Genomic DNA, 16,520 nt, shown 5'->3' with positions numbered 1-16,520 from the left:
CCCGGCGGTGGCGGTGGCGGTGGCGGTGGCGGTGGCGGCTGCGGGCACTCGGGCGGCAGCGGCGTGGTGGTGCAACCCGGCGGTGGCGGTGGCGGTGGCGGTGGCGGTGGCGGCTGCGGGCACTCGGGCGGCAGCGGCGTGGTGGTGCAACCCGGCGGTGGCGGTGGCGGCTGCGGGCACTCGGGCGGCAGCGGTGTGGTGGTGCAACCCGGCGGTGGCGGCGGTGGTGGAGTGGGGGGCTCAGTTGGCAGACCCTTGCCGTAGCTCTTCCCGGAAATGAAAGGAAAGGTCCACCCCAATGTTCGTACCGCGTCGGGGTCATAGCTGATCATTTTGCCAGGCACCAGTTGATCAAGCTGCCGAATGCTGATTAGTTTCCAGCGGTCCGGGTCCACATGCACTTTGTTCTCTATGACCTCGAAGTGCAGGTGACACCCTGTGGAGGATCCAGTAGTTCCAACCTCCGCAATAACCTGGCCGACACGGACTTTGCGGTCCTTCTCCATGGCCACCGCTAGCAAGTGGTTATAAGTCGTTATCAAGCCGTTGCCGTGGTCGACCTCCAATCTGTTGCCGCCTCCCCACGGGTGCCAGCCCGCCGCCCGGACGACCCCGGCGTCGGCCGCGTAAACGCGCTTTCCGCAAGGGGCGGCGAAATCCTGCCCATAATGAACTTCACCGAGCTCACCCGTGATCGGATTACGCCGCGGCCCGAACGAAGACGTCCTGACTAACTCTTCAAGCGGCGCCATGAGGAAGCCCCTGGGCGGCCGTTTCAACTGCGAAGAAGCCACTCCCGGGGAAGAGGTTCCGCTGGCCCCGCCACCCGAAATTACTGGACGGTAGGGCACCTTTACTAGGGGAGCATTGTTCGGATCCAGAAGACGGTTCTCCTCGCTGCCGGTGGGAGGCGCTGAAAGGCTCACCTCTCCGGCGGGGCGACGTTCTGAAGTGACAGGGCCTTGGAACCCGAACGCGTAGAAGACAAAACCGAGCACCAGCACCACCGAGAGAGTTCGGAGCGTTACCCCGCCAACGCTGTTACTCTCAGCGAAATCCGGTGCTTGAGGTTCATGTCTTCCACTTTGTGCTGCCACAGAATGCTCCTGAAATTGCCCCACGAACTCGGCCCCCGGCGAGCATGTACTCATTTTGGCGTCCCATAATGGACAGGGAAACCCGCCACCGTTGTTCCTGCCTTCTCGGCTTTGCCCCTTTAAACCCCTGTCAGAGAATGGGCACGCGCAATTCCTAGGTACGACCGGGGGAAAATTTAAAACCGATCCTGACGGCAGCCCGAACGCATTGCCCTATTGGACGCGGAAGTTTGCCCGGGCCGTGGCCCGAGCAGCTCCTCTCCTGCATCCAGTGCCTGGCCGCCGAGGGCGGCATCACTGTACTGGAGGTCAGACCTAGCGACCGGAGGGGCAGTTGGCGTGCAGAAACCGGGCCACTGGTGCGGCCAGCGACGCACCGATCTCCGCCGCGCCGCGCTTGTTTCCCGCCACGGCAAAGGAGTGGTCGCCGCCCTCGCACCAGTGCAGGGTGGCGTTGGAGCCGACGCGGGACACCACGTCCTCCAGCAGCTGCGGCGTCGCGAAGGTGTCGCGGGTGCCCTGCAGGAACAGCATCGGCAGTGTCAGGCCATACAGGTGCTCATCCCGCAGCTTCTCCGGTTTCCCGGGCGGGTGCAGCGGATAGCCAAGATAAACCAACCCTGCGGCGGGCATCCCCTCGGCCACTGCCATGGACGCCATGCGCCCACCGAAGGACTTGCCTGCCGCCCACAGCGGCTCACCGTCGGATCTCTCCCGGGCCGCGTCCATGACGGCTCGCCACGTGGCGATGGCCGCAGGCGGCCGGTCGGGAAACTTTTTGCCTGCCTCGCGGTAGGGGAAGTTGAAGCGCAAGGTGGCCACGCCGTCGTCGTACAGTGCCCTCGTGAAGCCGCTCATGAACGGATGCTCCATGCCCGCACCCGCGCCGTGCGCAACGGACAGTGTGGCGAGCGGGGCGGACGGGCGGGCATACACGCCGGAAACGTGGACGTCGCCCACTGCAACGGTGACCGGTATTTCGGGGACAGGGGATTCAGGAACCTGCATGAGTCTCCGGGACCACCTTCAGCCATGCGTAATCCTGCGGCCTCAGGACTATCCCCTCTTTGATGCGCACGGGCTGGCCGGTGAAAAGGTCCACGGCATCCGCGCGGAAACCGGACAGTGTCTCGGCGGAAATTACTTGCGGGCCGTCACTGAAGTTGGCGAGGGCGAGGATCCCGGATCCGTCCCCGGGCCGCTGGTAGCCCAGCACGCCCGGGTTGTTGGTCCTGAACGGAATCAGGCGCGTTCCGGCCAGCTCCGGTGTGGCGGCCCGCACCGCGGTCATCTTCCGCAGCCCGGCGAAGATGGCCCCCTCCGGGGTGGACGGGTCATTCCGGTTGGCGTACCGCTCAGCGGGGAACTGCGGGCGGTGCACCCAGCGGCTGTCGGCGCCGTGGCCGTCCTCAAGGGCGTAATCGTAATCGTTGAGCTGGCCCACTTCGTCACCCAGGTACAGCAGGGGGATGCCGCCGGTGCTGAAGGCCACCGAATGGGCGAGCAGGACGCGTCGGATGGCCTCGGCCGAGCCGTCCTCCAGCCCGCACAGGGAAGCGGTGGTTCCGGAGATGCGGCAGTCTCCCGTGCGCGGGTTGTCCTGGAACGGCACGCCGCGGGCGAAGCTGCCGGGAAATCGGTTGACGTAGAAGGAGTTCAGGAAGCGACGGTGGTCGAAGCCGTTGATGCCCAGTTCGGCGGCGTCCTCGTCGGCGAAGGTCCACCCGATGTCGTCGTGGCTGCGCACGTAGTTGACCCACGACGTGCCGGCCGGGATGTTGTGGCGTCGCTCCAGGGCCTGGGCGAGCAGCGAAGCGTCCCGGGTGGCCAGGGCCTCCCAGATGAGCGCCATCTGCAGCGGATTGTAGGAGATCTGGCATTCAGCCGGATCGATGTACAGGGCCACTTCGTCCGGATGGACAATGGCCTCGGACTTGAAGAGCAACGACGGCGCCGCGAGCCGGCACACGGCGTTGAACGCCCGCAGCAGGGCGTGTGCCTCCGGCAGGTTCTCGCAGGTGGTGCCAAGCTGCTTCCAGATGAACGCCACGGCATCCATGCGCAGGATGTCCACCCCCTGGTTAGCGAGGAAGAGCATCTCGCCGGCCATCGCCCGGAAGACCTCCGGGTTCGAATAGTTCAGGTCCCACTGGAACGTGTGGAACGTGGCCCACACCCAGCGCCCGTCCGGCAGCTGGACAAACGAGCCCGGGTGGTCCTCCGGGAAGATTTCCCGGACATTCTGCTCGAAGGCGTCCGGCATGGTGCGGTCCGGGAAAATCCAGTAGTAGTCGCTAAAGCGCGGATCGCCCGTGCCGGCCCTGCGGGCCCACTCATGCTCGTTCGAGGTGTGGTTGAAGATGAAGTCGACCACCAGGCTGATGCCGTTGGCGCGCAGCTTGGCCGCAAGGTCGCGGAGCTGCTCCATGGTCCCGAGTTTGGGGTTCACTTCCCGGTAGCTGGACACGGCGTAGCCGCCGTCGGAGAGCGGTTCCGGGGCCAGGAAGAGCGGCATCAGGTGCAGGTAGGTGAGGCCCAGCTCCTTGAAGTAGGGGATCCGGGCGCGGACGCCGTCGAGATCGGCGGCGTACCGGTCCACGTAGCAGACCCCGCCGAGCATGCGGTTGGACTGGAACCAGTCACTGTCGCTTTCTCTCTCGGCGTCTATCTGCTTCAGGTCTGCGGGCCGATCCTTCCACGAGAGGGCCGCCTCCAGGACCAGCGTCTCCAGCTGTTCCTGGAAGTCCGGCCGCGAGCCATACAGGGATTGGAACAGCCGGGCCAGGTCCGGGAAGTAACGGTGGAACCGCCGCTCGAAGTCCGCCCATTCCCGGCTGCCCTGCGGAAAACCCGCCTGCGCGGAGACGGCGCTGAGCAACTGCTGGCCCGCTGCCTGGTCCAGACTGGCGGATTCAACCATGGAGGGATCCCCTTCGACGATTCTTGGCACCAGGCGGCGCCGGCTCAGTTCACATCCTTACAGATGCACCGGCGGCTGCCCATAAGGAGGCAGGTGTTTCTTGCGCCGGCGAGCAGGCAGGTGCTGCTCCGGGGGACGGTTCAGGGGTGGAGGTACTGACGGAGCGGTGCGGGCCGGGGTAGGTTGTCCCCATGGCCAGCGAACAGACCACCCTGACAGTTGACGGCCCGAACGGTCCCCGGGACATGCGCATCTCCAGCCCCAGCCGGGTGCTCTGGCCAGACCTGGGCCTGACCAAGCTGGACCTGGCGCGGTACATAGTGGACGTGGGAGAGGCCTTCATCAGGGCCAACGGCGACCGGCCGGTGGCGCTGCAGCGGTTCTCGGACAACGTGGACGGCGAGCAGTTCTTCTCGAAGAACCCGCCGAAGGGCGCGCCCGAGTTCATACGGTCGGTGAAAGTTACTTTTCCGAGCGCCCGCTCGCACCCGATGCTGGTCCTCGATGAACCTGCGGCCGCTGTGTGGGCCGTCCAGATGAACACGGTGGTCTTTCATCCGTGGCCGTCCCATACCGACAATTCCGATAACCCGGACCAGTTCCGCATCGACCTGGATCCCCAGCCGGGCACCGACTTCGACGATGCCATTCCCGCCGCGCTGGAACTGCGGAAGGTGCTCGCGGAGGCGGGACTCGATGCGTTCCTCAAGACGTCGGGTAACCGCGGCCTGCACGTATATGCCCCGATCGAGCCTAAGTGGGAATTCCTTGACGTCCGCCATGCGGTGATCGGCGCCGCCCGCGAGCTCGAACGGCGAATGCCCGAGCAAGTTACCACCAACTGGTGGAAGGAGGAGCGGGGCGAGCGCATCTTTGTGGACTTCAACCAGGCGAACCGTGACCGCACCATCGCCGGCGCGTACAGTCCCCGCGCGCTTCCTAATGCCGCTGTATCCTGTCCGATCAGCTGGGATGAACTGGGCAGCGTCAACCCGAAGGACTTCACCATCCTCACGGTCCCGGAACGGCTGAAGACCGTGGGAGACCCGTGGGCGGACATAAACGCCAAGCCCGGGACGATCGATACGTTGCTTGGCTGGTGGGAGCGGGACCTCAAGGACGGACTGGGCGAACTGCCGTTCCCGCCCGACTACCCGAAGATGCCCGGCGAGCCGCCGCGCGTGCAGCCGAGCCGGGCGAAGAAGCAGGAGTAAGCAGCGAGGCATCGCTAGGTGATCGACCACAACGACGAAGTCCTGCCCTAAACTCTGCCTTTTCGGGCCATGTTTCCGCTGAGTCCGCACTGGACTATGGACTTCTGCTGGAGCATTCTGTTGCGCCGACACTGGCCGCATCGGAGCCTTGCTGCCGGGACGTGAACCAGAGCGGAGTAGAAATGTTTTCTCGTCGAAAGAGGACGTGCATCCCACTACTGCTCCTTCTGCTATTCACCCTGACAGCATGTGGCCCGCCTCTAAGGAGTTACACAGCACGGGAATTTCCCCAATCCACTCCCAGCGGGGGCGGAACAGGAGGGAGCGGCACGGGTCAAACCAGTCCCCCGAGTACATCGGGGCAGTCGGAGACGTCGTCGCCGGCAGAAACGACAGATGGAACAGGGTCCCAGCCGGGCCAGTCGGACACGGCCTCTCCGCCTGTCAGTGTGACTCCAACAGAGACGACGTCAACGCCGGTTTCGAAGGCGCCCATAAAGTGCACGCCAGGTCTTCCTGAGACGCCGGAGACTCAGGACGCCACCGCGTCTCCGGCGCCGGCTACGGGCACTGACTTCTTCTTGGTGGCACCGCAATCTTGCACCGTGGCTGTGGCGAGCGGGTATCAACTCAATGACTGTCTCTTCTTCTACGTGGACCTGCGGAGCGATGGCCAAGAGATCTCGACAGTTCCTGTGAAGTGGACGAGCAAAACGCTGAACACCGATGCCGGGCTAGATGATGGGAGGACAATGGTGGCCGGCCCGGAACCGCAGCCAACGCTTGTGCGCGTCAACGTCCGGCCGAGCGACTTCGGTCGAGAGCACGAATTGACCGTTATGGCCGACCCGGAGATGGCCTTCGAGGAACCGGACGAACATAATAATTCGGTCACCGTGATCCTGAGCTTACCCGCCAGGGACACTGTAGACCCAGTTTTGGCCTGCCCTCCCGAGCCCACTTCCACGCCGACTGCGCAGGGCGGTTCGGGTGGCACCACCCCGCCAGGCGATCCCACTGATCCGGCTGTAAGTCAGGGCTAGAGCACATATGGAAACCTTCTAAACTGGAGTTTCAGCCCCCGATAATGACCGTCGGACACCCAGGCCCTGGCGCCACCGGAGTTCCGTGAAGGCTCAGGTCGCCAAGCCGGGCTGCAGGGTATCCGCCTATAAGCACGGTGAGGCTGCCCGCTGCGATCCCGTTGGGAGCCGGAGAGACACAGACGATGCCGCCGGGGAGGGCATTGGCTACAGCCGCCGGCATGCCGCCGATCAGCACGCTGGGAACTCCCGCGGCCGGGGTGATCGGACCGCCCGCATGGGGTTTGGGGCCGTCCGACAAGGGGCACAAGGCCGTATCTCCGACCCGGAGAGCTGGACCTGTCGGCATCACTGACTGCCGTACGGGAAGACGCTGAACGCAGCCCAGGGGAGTCCGGTCGACTTTGTCGGATCGCTTACCCGTACTGACTCGATCATCAGATGCCACCCCACCGTCAGCGCTACCGCCAGAAGCAGAAGAATGGCCAGCGTCTTGATTGTTCTCCACGGCAGCACGGGGTCTTGAACATGGCTTCCATCGAGCCGAACCGGCACCCCGTCCGCCGGGGTGGCCGTCACGGCAAAGACGTGAGTGGCGGGCACGCCCCGCCAGATCTTCTCTGCAGGGCGGACGTGTGCTGCCGTGAACCTGACCGTTCCCGGTTCTATCGTCAGCTCCGGAGGCTGCAGCGCGAACTCCAACAGATCGCCGGGGTCGGACCCGGCCAGCTCCACCGTGACGGGGACGTTGCCCCTGTTGTCCACGGCCACGTTGTGCCTTGCGCCAAGTTTGCCCCGGGACATTCTGGGCATGAGTTCGCCTGTGGTCTCCACAAACGGAAGAACGACGGCGGTTCCTTCCGGCAGCACCGCATCGTCAGGATGCTGCGTGGGCAGGACATGAAGGCCAAAGTTGAACTCCCCGGCGGGAACAGAGGACGACCGGGGAGGCCTGAACTGCACGGTGGCCGTCGCAACATGTCCGGGGTAAAGCGAGACGCTCTCGGGTACCACCTGGGTCCAGGATTCAACGGCTCCGACGACCCGCAGCGCGTATTCTTCGACCACGTCGCTGTCGTTACGGACGGTCAGGTGGATCGTTGCTTCGGCTCCCGCCTCCACGCTGAGGTTGGGAATGTCGAGCGTTGCAATGGTGCTCATGACCCCTTCTCCCATAGCCAGCGGATTTCACACGCACTTCGCCCGCAATTAATCAGAGGGTATGGCGCGGTGCAGGTTGAACAGAACTCCAGGCGGCCGGTCTTCCGGGCACGGCTGTTGCCCGTTGAGCCTGTGTTGACTGCACGAAGAGAAGTGTCCGCTAAATTCAGTGCCAGTGGATTGCCAAATTGGGGTTCGGGACGCTGGTGGGGCTGCCCGGCATCCGCTGCCATCACATTCAGAGGGGAGGATTCATGGAGCCAATCACTGTGAGAGTCCACGCACGCGACCCGATTTCCGAAGCCGGAGTCGCCAGCGAGCTGCGGGCTCGTCCCGAAGTCCGCGTCGTGCGGGCGCCTAACGCGGAGGCGAGGGTCGTCGTCGTGGTTGCAGATTCAGTAGACGATGACGCGCTGACTCTGCTCCGGATCGTGCAGCGGCAGGGCGCCGCGCGGGCGGTCCTTGTTGCCGGCCGACTCGATGACGGGGACCTCGTCAAGGCTGTAGAAACGGGTGTGGTCGGGCTGGTTCGACGCAGCGAAGCGACGCAGGACCGGCTCATTTCCGTTATTGTCGCGGCTGCAGCAGGCGAGGGAAGCGTGCCACCCGATCTGCTGGGCCGCCTGCTTGACCAGGTCGGGAAGCTGCAGCGTCACGTCCTTGGTCCACGGGGCATCATGTTCACGGGTCTCGCACCCCGTGAAGTAGAAGTCCTGCGCCTGCTGGCGGACGGCCTGGACACTTGCGAGATCGCGCAGAAACTTGCCTATTCGGAACGCACAGTGAAGAACGTTGTGCACGACGTCACCACGCGGCTCCAGTTGCGTAACCGCTCCCATGCCGTGGCGTACGCGCTGCGGGAGGGGCTGATATAGGAACTGCCCGAAGGGGTATGGGGCAGTTCCCGGACGCCTGCCCCGCTCAGGGTACCGGCGGTTCCTCCTGTCGATCACCGTGGAGATAACGGTCCGCCACATGGCGGACCGTTATGTCCGGCAAAGCGGGGAAGTCATCAGTTGTTCCTACCAAGACCAGCAGTTGCGATCCCGACGGCGGGTCGCACCTTTGCGGCGAGGCCGCAGCTGCCGAACGCCAGGCCGACGGCGGCGGTCACGTGATTGCCCAAGTTGATGATGCGCTGCGTACACTCATCCGGGGCGACGCTCTCAACGGTTCAGAAGTCGACGTCGTCTTCGATGCACCGACGAAGGACTGGGCTGCGCGCCGCAATGCGCCAACGGTCAACCTGTACCTTTACGACATCCGGGAGGACGTCCGCCGTCGGGAGCGGGGTCTATCGGAACAGCGCGGCGAGGACGGCCATGTCCGGACCCGACGCCCGGCGCCCCGTCATTACAAGCTGTCCTACCTCGTCACGGCATGGACCCAAAGGCCGGAGGACGAGCATCGTCTCCTCGACCAGCTGCTTCGGTGTTTCCTCAAGTACGAAGCCCTGCCTGACGAGCTCGTGGTTGGCCAGCTGGCGGAAACCGGGCTCGCAGTACCGCTGACCGTGGGTCTTCCCCCGCCGGAGGATCGTGCGTTCGCCGACGTGTGGTCCGCTTTGGGCGGGGAGCTGAAGCCCTCGCTCGACATCGTGGTCATCGCGCCCGTCGATACAGGCATCGTCTACCAGGCCGGCCCGCCGGCGTCGCAAGGCACGCACCTTGACATGGCAGACCTGCTGAATGGGGGAGCCGACGTAGGCCGTCACCAGCACGTTGCACCGCCGGCGTCCGCCCAGGGCAACGGCAAGCGGCAGGCCCGGTGATCCCCGCATGGGGCAGAATCCGAGCCTTGCGCACATTCTGGGAAGAGTTGGCGTAGTCGAAGAGCGCATACGCGCGCTGGTGGCTTTGCGACGAGCGGATGATCCGCAACCTGACGACCCGTTCCGGGGGCTGTACCTCAGCGAAGAAGCGGTGGACCGGCTCCTTGAGGGTCCGCAGTCCTCCCTAGAGGATGGCAACGACAGGTGGCCCGGCGCAGCCACAGCACGGCAACGCGAATGTGAAGCGCTGGCTGACGCTGCGCAGGAGGCAGGTCACCCGCTGAGGCTGCGGGCGCTTGCAGACACTTTCGGATTATCGGCTCTCGACGTTGACCTTCTGCTGGTGGCGCTCGCAGCTGATCTGGACCCGCGCTTCGAACAGTTCTTTGGCTACCTGAACGACGATGTCACGCGGCGCCGCCCGTCGGTAGCCGTCGCACTGGCTCTTTGTGGCCAACCGCTGTCTGCTGCTGGCGCCCGCGCGCGGCTGTTGTCTGGCCCGCTCATTTCGGGCGGTCTGCTGGCCGTCGAGGATCCGGAGCGCCCACTGCCTGGAAGGGCGCTGAGGGTGCCGGACCGCGTTGTCGGGCATCTGCTGGGTGACGATGCCCCCGAGCCCGCGCTCGCCGCAGTCCTGGCGGCCCCGCCCCACGTCTCGTGGGGCAACGCCCTATCGCTGACACGGGCGCTCAGGGCGGGTATCCGGATTGCCTATTTGCGGGAACCGGCCACGGGATCTGGGCGCATTCTCGCGGCAGAGGCACTTCGTTCTGGCGGCTATCCGGCTATCTACCTCGATCTGGGCCGTCTCGCGAATGAACGTGAACCGCTTGCACTGGTGGACGCCGCAGTGCGGGAGGCGAGGCTGAGGGGTGCAGGGCTTGTGGCGGCCCCCCTGGCCGCGGTTTCCGGGCATCCCGCAGTGCTGGAGGCCCTGCACGCCGAACCCCAGCCCGTGCTGCTGGTAGGCGACTCTGGGTGGGACCCAGCGTGGACCAGCCGGCCGCCGCTGCTGGTTGACGTTCCCGCAAGTTCTTCCGGCGAGCGACTGGAGCTGTGGCGGGCGGCCCTTGGGACTCCCAACGGGCTGGAAGTGGAGGCAGCGACATCAGCTTTCAGACTGCGGCCAGAGCAGGTTGTCCGCGCTGCCGGGGCCGCTCTTGTGCAGGCCACCCTGGCGGAGAACGGGCGGGCCACGAGCGAACATCTGCGGGCGGGGGCGCGCGGCGAGAACGGTTCGGCCCTGGACCGGCTGGCCCGGCGTGTGGAACCGGTTGTCGGCTGGGCTGACCTGGTTCTGCCCGACGCCGTGCTCCAGGCGCTCCAGGAAGTGGCACTGCGGGCCAAACACCGGGAGAGGGTGCTCGGCGACTGGTCCATGCGTCCCGGAGCCGGCCGCGGGCACGGGGTGGCGGCACTGTTCGCGGGGGACTCGGGGACCGGCAAGACGATGTCCGCCGAGGTGGTAGCCGGGGAGCTGGGACTGGACCTTTACGTGGTGGACCTGGCCACCGTCGTCGATAAATACGTGGGGGAGACGGAGAAGAACCTGGAGCGGATTTTTGCTGCCGCAGCGGGCGTTAACGGAGTGCTGCTGTTCGACGAGGCCGATGCTGTCTTCGGGCGCCGGTCGGAAGTCAAGGACGCCCATGACCGCTATGCCAACATCGAAAGTGCGTACCTGCTGCAGCGTATGGAGACCTTTGACGGCCTGGCGGTCCTGGCCACGAACCTGCGCGCCAACATCGATGAGGCTTTCACCCGCCGGCTCGATGTCCTGGTGGACTTCCCCTTGCCGGACGCGGCCCACCGCAGTGTGCTGTGGGACAGGTGCCTTCGGACGCTGGACCGCTCGGCGGACATCGACCTCGGATTCCTGGGCAAGGCCTTTGAGCTGGCGGGCGGTTCCATCCGTTCCGCCGCCATCACCGCAGCCTATCTCGCAGCGGAGGACGGCGGCACGGTGACCATGAGGCATCTTGTCACCGCTGTGCAGCGGGAGTACCGCAAGCTGGGGCGGCTGATGCTGGAGAGCGAATTCGGCCCGTACTGGGGAATGCTCTCGACCGGGGGCCGGCCGGGTGGCTGAGTGAGGGCGCGCTCAGCTCCGGCATCCTGCCCGTTTGGGCAGCAACAGCTGCCCCTAGCGGCGCCGTGGTGGCGCTTGTAGCCCCGCTAGGCACGGGGCATCGTCGGTGTAGGTCCGACGAAAGGGATGCATGATGCTCAGCCATGACCATGAACAAACCGATGTCGACAGCCTGCGGACCAAGCCTGCGCGCGCGGACACTGCGGACTCCGCCGTCCTGTTCCGGGCGGCGGCAGCCGGCCGGACCGACGTCGTCGGGTCCCGGGGGATTCTGGCGCTTCAGCGCGCCGTCGGCAACAGCGGCGTCCGCGGCCTCGCGGAAGAGGAACGGTCACCCGTGCTCGACGTCGTCTCGTCCGGAGGCGGCCAGCCTCTCGAAGAGCCGGTGCGGGCCGACATGGAGGGCCGCCTGGGCCACAGCTTCTCGGACGTCCGTGTCCATACAGGCGGCGCCGCCCATGATTCAGCGACTTCAGTGAACGCGCATGCTTACACGGTCGGCTCCAATATCGTCTTCCAGCGGGACAAGTATGATCCGGGCTCGGACGCGGGCCGGACGATGCTCGCCCATGAACTCACCCATGTGGTCCAGCAGCGTAGTGGGCCGGTTGATGGAACGGCGACGGGGACGGGCGTGCGGGTCAGTGACCCCTCCGACCGTTTCGAGCGGGAGGCGGCCGCCACCGCGGAGCGGGCCATGTCGGCGCCTGCCGCTCCGGCGGTCCAGCGCGCCGAGGCGGGTGCCGCCGTCGTCCAGCGCCAGGCGGAGGATGCAGCGGTCCAGCGTGAGGACGAGGACGAGGAGAAAGAGACGGCGCAAGGTTCCTTCATGGCAGGTGCGCCGGTCCAGCGCGACGAGGCCGAAGAGGAAGAGCCCGGCTGATCCGGCCGGCGCAGGCCATGTCGACGGCTTTTCATAGCCAAACGGGAAAGGTGCCGGCGCAGCGCGCCGGTCCTACAGCTTCGCGCTGGGCCACTGGCACTGCGAACAGGGAGGTCAGCGGTGCGCTGAACGCAGGCAGACTGCGGGCAGTCGATGGTTCCCGGGCCGGTATGGATCCCCGTACCGTGCTGGCACTGCAGCGGCAAGCCGGTAATGCTGCTGTGGGTGCGCTCATGGCAGCGAAGCAGAAATCGCCAGGGGAGCAGGCTGTCGCTGAGATTGACGCAGCACTGACGGAGATCCGGAAGAGCGATCCCGCTATCGCCACTGTTGAGAAGGGCCTCAAGGCCGCGAGCACCGCCGGGGTGCCCGTGGATCTGGACGGCCCGAAGCCGCCCGCTGCAGCCCTGGCGGTGACAAGGACGGGATTCGGCCCGGGGCAGGTAGCAGGGAAGAAACCGGTGCCGCCGCCTAAACCGGTGCCCGCGGTAAGCCCGCTTGGGAAGGCCGCGGGAGCCAAAGCTGGCGGCCCGGGCAAAGGCTCCACAGGAGGGAAGGTTCCCGCAGCCGCGGCGGCGCCCGTCGGCGGGACCGCGGTCCCCCTTGCACCTCTTGCACTGCCTGCTGACAAACTCCTGCAGCCGCCCGTGGCTCCAATTCCGGTGCGGCCGGAGGAGGATCCTGCCTTCAGTCAGGTCACCGGCAATATCAGGGGTTTGGCGCAGTCACGAAAGGCACATCCTTCCGCTGCCTCCAAGGCGAGGGAAGCCCAGGCGGCGGCGCTTCCGCCGTCCGACGACCTGGCCGGCCAGGCCAAAGCTGCCAAGGTCGACGCCATGGACGCCCAGCAGGCGGGATCCTTCGACAAGAAGGCCTTTATCGCTGCGGTCAAGGCAGCCATCGAGTCGAAGTCGCCGAAGACGCTTCAGGAGGCCGACGAGTACAAGAAGTCCGGTAAGGCGGGGGAAGCGAAGGGGCAGGTCAAGGGACTCGTCACGCAGGGCAAGGAGGGCCAGACCAAGGACATCGAGGCGGCCACGGCGGCCCCGCCGGACCAGTCGAAGGCCGTCCCGAAGCCGGTCACACCGATGGCCCAGGAACAGCCCGGGCAGGCAGCGCCCGTTCCGGCCGCCGGGGCTGTGCCCAAGCCGGCGCCCGCCGAACAGGTCAACCTTGCTGCCGGAACCCATCAGGCCAACCAGGAGATGGCGGACGCCGAGGTCACCGAGCAGCAGTTGGCGCAGTCCAACGAGCCGGAGTTCCAGCAGGGGCTTGCTGACAGACAGGCTGCTGCTGAGCACGCCCAGGCAGCACCCGCGGAATTCCGCCGGCAGGAGCAGCAGGTTCTTCAGCAGGGCAAGGCCGAGGCTTCGGCGGAGACCGCGGCGGGCGTAACGGGGATGCAGAGCGCCAAGGCAGCGGCGCTGGCCAACCTGGTCGCAGACAAGGGCAAGACCAAGTCCAAGGACGAGGCAAAGCGCGCCGAGGTCACGGCGAAGGTCCAGGGCATCTTCGCGGCCACCGAAGCCGACGTGAAGAAGATCCTCGACGGGATCGACCCCAAGGTAGAAGCTGCGTTCGAGAAGGGCGAGGCCGGCGCCCGATCAGCGTTTGAGGCGTACGTCGAGGCGAAGATGTCCGCGTACAAGAAGGACCGGTACGGCGGCTGGCTGGGCGGGTACCGCTGGCTCAAGGACAAGATCGCGGGCATGCCGCCCAAGGTCAACGAGTTTTACGAGGCCGGCCGCGAGCTGTACATGCAGCGAATGGACGGCGTCATTTCTGACGTGGCGAATATCGTCGGGGCAGACCTGATGGCGGCAAAGCAGCGGATCGCCAGGGGCAAATCCGAGATCGCCTCGTACGTGAAGGGGCTCCCGGCCGACCTGCAGAAGGTCGGGGCCGAAGCCACCAAGGAGATCGGCGACAAGTTCTCCCAACTCGAAAGTGACGTCAACGCGAAGCAGGAGTCCGTAGTGGATGCCTTGGCGACGAAGTATGTCGAGGCGCGCAAGGGGCTGGACGACCGGATCGAGGCGCTGCAGGCGGAGAACAAGGGCCTCGTGGACAAGGCGATCGGTGCGATCAAGGGCATCATCAACACCATCCGCGAGCTTGCTGCGATGCTCAAGAACGTGCTCTCCCGGGCGGCCGGCGTCGTCGGAGACATCATCAAGAACCCGGTTGCCTTCCTGGGGAACCTGATCGAGGGCGTCAAGGGCGGCATCCTGAAGTTCATGGACAACATCCTCGGCCACCTCAAGAAGGGTCTGATGGGTTGGCTCTTCGGCGCACTGGCTGAAGGCGGCGTCGAGATTCCGGACACCTTTGACATTAAGGGCATCATCAAGCTGCTCGCCTCGATCTTCGGGCTGACGTGGACCAACATCCGCAACCGGCTCGTCAAGCAGATCGGCGAGCCGGCGATGGCGGCCGTGGAAAAGGGCGTGGAGATCTTCCAAGTCTTCGCCAGCCAGGGACTGGCTGGATTGTGGCAGATGCTCCTGCAGAAGCTCGGCGACATCAAGGGCATGATCCTGGCGCAAGTGAAGGATTTCGTCATCACGAAGATCATCACCGCGGGCATCACGTGGCTGATCGGTCTGCTCAATCCGGCGGCGGCATTCATCAAGGCTTGCAAACTGATCTACGACGTCGTGATGTTCTTCGTCAACAATGCCGAGCGGATCATGAAGTTCGTCAACACCGTCATCGACTCGGTCGCGGACGTCGTGCGCGGCAACGTCAGCGGTGTGGTGAACAAGATCAACGATGTCCTGGGCCAGATGGTCCCGATCCTCATCGGCTTCCTGGCCAGCGCGATCGGTCTGGGTGGCATCGGCCAGAAGATCCGCGAGATCATCCAGAAGCTCCAGAAGCCGGTCAACCAGGCCCTCGACTTCGTGATCAAGACCGGCCTTAAACTCGCCCGGCCGATCATTCGCGGGATCAAGGGGTTTGCGGGAAAGGTGAACGCGGGTGCCAAGAAGCTTGGACAGAAGGCGCTGGCCAAGATCCGCGGCGGCGACGACACTCCAGAAGGCAAACAGAAGCAGCTCGACAAAGGGATGGCCGCCGGAGTGGCGGCCGCGAATAAATTTGCAGGGAAGAAAGTCGGGGAAAAGGCCCTCAGCCCTGTGTTCAGTGTAATTAGAGTGCGGTATGGATTGGGTGTACTCGAACCGGTTCCCCAAGGCACCAAATGGGCCGTGCATGGTGAGGTGCAGCGCACGGTCATTCCCACAGCCGCAGAAACTGATAGGGGCGGGACGCCGGCAAACGGCTCATACATCTCACCCGAGTTGGCGCGGGCCATTGGAGACGTGAAGAAGCGTGCCGAACAGCTTGATGCCGCCAAAGCGCGCTCAACTAACATCCGGGCAAGAAAGAGTCGTGCCGGAAAGGGCGAACGTGAATTGCTCGCCCAGCTCGACACGTATCTGTCCCGCGAGTCGGAGCAGCGGGAGCACATCAAGAAGATCCAATCCCTGGAGGCTCAGGTACAGGCGCTCGGTAGGAATGCGTCCGACGCTCTTGCCGGTAACCTCGTGCGTCGGCTGACATCAGCGGTCGAAATTTTCGGCATGAAATTCAAGCTTGGAGGAGTAGATCCACTCGCTGGACCTGTCGATAAGTCTGCTGGGGCGATGGACGAGTACAAAGAGTTCAAGCGTGGCCGAAAGGCTGATCTGGGCACTCTAGAAGCCGAGCACATAATTCCCGGATCGATCCTTGAGATGCTCGTCGGTAGCTGGACGCCGGGGGTGCCGAAGTACTCCCGCTCCGGTGGTGCGAGCTCACAATATGAGCAGGACACAACGCTTCTTGTGCCGAAACGCATCGCCGACATCAAGACAGAAATCAAGGCGCGGGGCCGCTTCAGCGACCAAGAGGAGATTAACCGGGTCAAGAAAACTCTTGCGCGTGCGGAGGTCCTCTGGGCCAAGATTCAGGCGGGGCAGGATCTCACTCCCTCGGAAAAGTCGACCCTCGACGGCATGGGAACACTCTTCAACCGAGTCGTTTCCCGGGCTATAGACAGGACCATTTCCGCACGAGATCAGTTCATTCAAGAATTGAGGAAGGGGCAGCGCGCGGACCTCCCGGCCAGCCTTTCGCTCGCTGAAGCGATCCAGGAAGTCCGACAACGTTGCTCGGATTCAAGGATTCGACAAACAGTTCTTGAGCAGATTGCGAAGGTTTGGGCCCTCTAATGCCTTGCACGCCTAGGGCGTGTCTCCTAAATTCTCTTCGGGATGCTTGAAGGGTGTCTCGTACTTCTGTTTTGACTGATGGGCAGTGGGCCCGCATTCAGCCGTTGCTGCCGTCCTCTGCCGGCCGC

At 64.9% G+C, this 16,520-nt stretch carries 13 protein-coding genes and 1 pseudogene; 7 read left to right on the top strand and 7 right to left on the bottom strand.

Translation table 11 applies throughout. The features are described 5' to 3' along the window. From ACIP9X_RS21680 to ACIP9X_RS21665, 4 genes and pseudogenes are all read right to left on the bottom strand, one after another. On the bottom strand, positions 1-180 hold a 180-nt coding region (locus tag ACIP9X_RS21680; RefSeq protein ID WP_400481813.1), incomplete at its 3' end, for a hypothetical protein. 218 nt (positions 181-398) lie between these two features. Further along, positions 399-752 (bottom strand): annotated as a pseudogene (locus ACIP9X_RS21675) (M23 family metallopeptidase); the annotation flags it as partial. A gap of 660 nt (positions 753-1,412) precedes the next feature. Beyond that, positions 1,413-2,105 (bottom strand): alpha/beta family hydrolase, encoded by a 693-nt coding sequence (locus tag ACIP9X_RS21670; RefSeq protein ID WP_400481812.1) that lies wholly within the window; start codon positions 2,103-2,105, stop codon positions 1,413-1,415. Further along, complete coding sequence (locus tag ACIP9X_RS21665) at positions 2,092-4,017, bottom strand: alpha-amylase family protein (protein WP_400481811.1); 1,926 nt, start codon at positions 4,015-4,017, stop codon at positions 2,092-2,094. The genes ACIP9X_RS21670 and ACIP9X_RS21665 overlap by 14 nt, the downstream gene beginning before the upstream one ends. A gap of 191 nt (positions 4,018-4,208) precedes the next feature. Here ACIP9X_RS21665 and ligD point away from each other — a divergent pair, with 191 nt between their 5' ends. Next, complete coding sequence (gene ligD / locus ACIP9X_RS21660) at positions 4,209-5,231, top strand: non-homologous end-joining DNA ligase (RefSeq protein WP_400481810.1); 1,023 nt, start codon at positions 4,209-4,211, stop codon at positions 5,229-5,231. 334 nt (positions 5,232-5,565) lie between these two features. Here the strand turns inward: ligD and ACIP9X_RS21655 are convergent, their stop codons facing one another. Continuing rightward, positions 5,566-5,736, bottom strand: a complete 171-nt coding sequence (locus ACIP9X_RS21655) for a hypothetical protein (RefSeq protein WP_400481809.1) — start codon at positions 5,734-5,736, stop codon at positions 5,566-5,568. Between the two features lie 100 nt (positions 5,737-5,836). Between ACIP9X_RS21655 and ACIP9X_RS21650 the strand changes: the two genes are divergently transcribed. Beyond that, positions 5,837-6,274 carry a hypothetical protein gene (locus tag ACIP9X_RS21650; protein ID WP_400481808.1) on the top strand — a complete coding sequence of 146 codons (438 nt, stop codon included), beginning with the start codon at positions 5,837-5,839 and terminating at the stop codon, positions 6,272-6,274. A gap of 31 nt (positions 6,275-6,305) precedes the next feature. Here ACIP9X_RS21650 and ACIP9X_RS21645 read toward each other — a convergent pair whose 3' ends face one another. Then, positions 6,306-6,623, bottom strand: a complete 318-nt coding sequence (locus ACIP9X_RS21645) for a PAAR domain-containing protein (RefSeq protein WP_400481807.1) — start codon at positions 6,621-6,623, stop codon at positions 6,306-6,308. Beyond that, entirely contained in the window at positions 6,623-7,435 is an 813-nt protein-coding gene (locus ACIP9X_RS21640; protein WP_400481806.1) for a hypothetical protein, read from the bottom strand. The genes ACIP9X_RS21645 and ACIP9X_RS21640 overlap by 1 nt, the downstream gene beginning before the upstream one ends. A gap of 269 nt (positions 7,436-7,704) precedes the next feature. Here ACIP9X_RS21640 and ACIP9X_RS21635 point away from each other — a divergent pair, with 269 nt between their 5' ends. The 5 genes from ACIP9X_RS21635 (at position 7,705) to ACIP9X_RS21615 (ending at position 16,392) form a co-directional block, all read left to right on the top strand. Further along, a complete protein-coding gene (locus ACIP9X_RS21635) occupies positions 7,705-8,310 on the top strand; it encodes a LuxR C-terminal-related transcriptional regulator (protein WP_400481805.1) in 606 nt (201 codons plus the stop codon). A gap of 113 nt (positions 8,311-8,423) precedes the next feature. Further along, the gene (locus tag ACIP9X_RS21630; protein ID WP_400481804.1) at positions 8,424-9,206 is read left to right on the top strand and encodes a DUF4255 domain-containing protein; all 783 of its coding nucleotides are present in this window, start codon (positions 8,424-8,426) and stop codon (positions 9,204-9,206) included. 7 nt (positions 9,207-9,213) lie between these two features. After that, positions 9,214-11,295: an ATP-binding protein gene (locus ACIP9X_RS21625; RefSeq protein WP_400481803.1), complete on the top strand. Its 2,082-nt coding sequence runs from the start codon at positions 9,214-9,216 to the stop codon at positions 11,293-11,295. Positions 11,296-11,425: 130 nt separating this feature from the next. After that, positions 11,426-12,178 carry a DUF4157 domain-containing protein gene (locus tag ACIP9X_RS21620; RefSeq protein ID WP_400481802.1) on the top strand — a complete coding sequence of 251 codons (753 nt, stop codon included), beginning with the start codon at positions 11,426-11,428 and terminating at the stop codon, positions 12,176-12,178. Between the two features lie 170 nt (positions 12,179-12,348). Then, positions 12,349-16,392, top strand: a complete 4,044-nt coding sequence (locus ACIP9X_RS21615) for a hypothetical protein (protein ID WP_400481801.1) — start codon at positions 12,349-12,351, stop codon at positions 16,390-16,392. Positions 16,393-16,520: the final 128 nt, after the last annotated feature.

Source organism: Arthrobacter sp. NPDC093125 (assembly GCF_044754225.1).
Lineage (GTDB): Bacteria > Actinomycetota > Actinomycetes > Actinomycetales > Micrococcaceae > Arthrobacter.
This window is presented reverse-complemented; position numbering and strand designations above follow the sequence as displayed.

Bases quoted from the DNA above. Each gene is read 5' to 3' on its own strand.
- ACIP9X_RS21625 (WP_400481803.1), top strand. From the start codon at position 9,214: ATGGGGCAGAATCCGAGCCTTGCGCACATTCTGGGAAGAGTTGGCGTA.
- ACIP9X_RS21640 (WP_400481806.1), bottom strand. From the start codon at position 7,435: ATGAGCACCATTGCAACGCTCGACATTCCCAACCTCAGCGTGGAGGCG.
- ACIP9X_RS21615 (WP_400481801.1), top strand. From the start codon at position 12,349: ATGGATCCCCGTACCGTGCTGGCACTGCAGCGGCAAGCCGGTAATGCT.
- ligD (WP_400481810.1), top strand. From the start codon at position 4,209: ATGGCCAGCGAACAGACCACCCTGACAGTTGACGGCCCGAACGGTCCC.
- ACIP9X_RS21630 (WP_400481804.1), top strand. From the start codon at position 8,424: ATGTCCGGCAAAGCGGGGAAGTCATCAGTTGTTCCTACCAAGACCAGC.
- ACIP9X_RS21665 (WP_400481811.1), bottom strand. From the start codon at position 4,017: ATGGTTGAATCCGCCAGTCTGGACCAGGCAGCGGGCCAGCAGTTGCTC.
- ACIP9X_RS21645 (WP_400481807.1), bottom strand. From the start codon at position 6,623: ATGCCGACAGGTCCAGCTCTCCGGGTCGGAGATACGGCCTTGTGCCCC.
- ACIP9X_RS21620 (WP_400481802.1), top strand. From the start codon at position 11,426: ATGATGCTCAGCCATGACCATGAACAAACCGATGTCGACAGCCTGCGG.
- ACIP9X_RS21670 (WP_400481812.1), bottom strand. From the start codon at position 2,105: ATGCAGGTTCCTGAATCCCCTGTCCCCGAAATACCGGTCACCGTTGCA.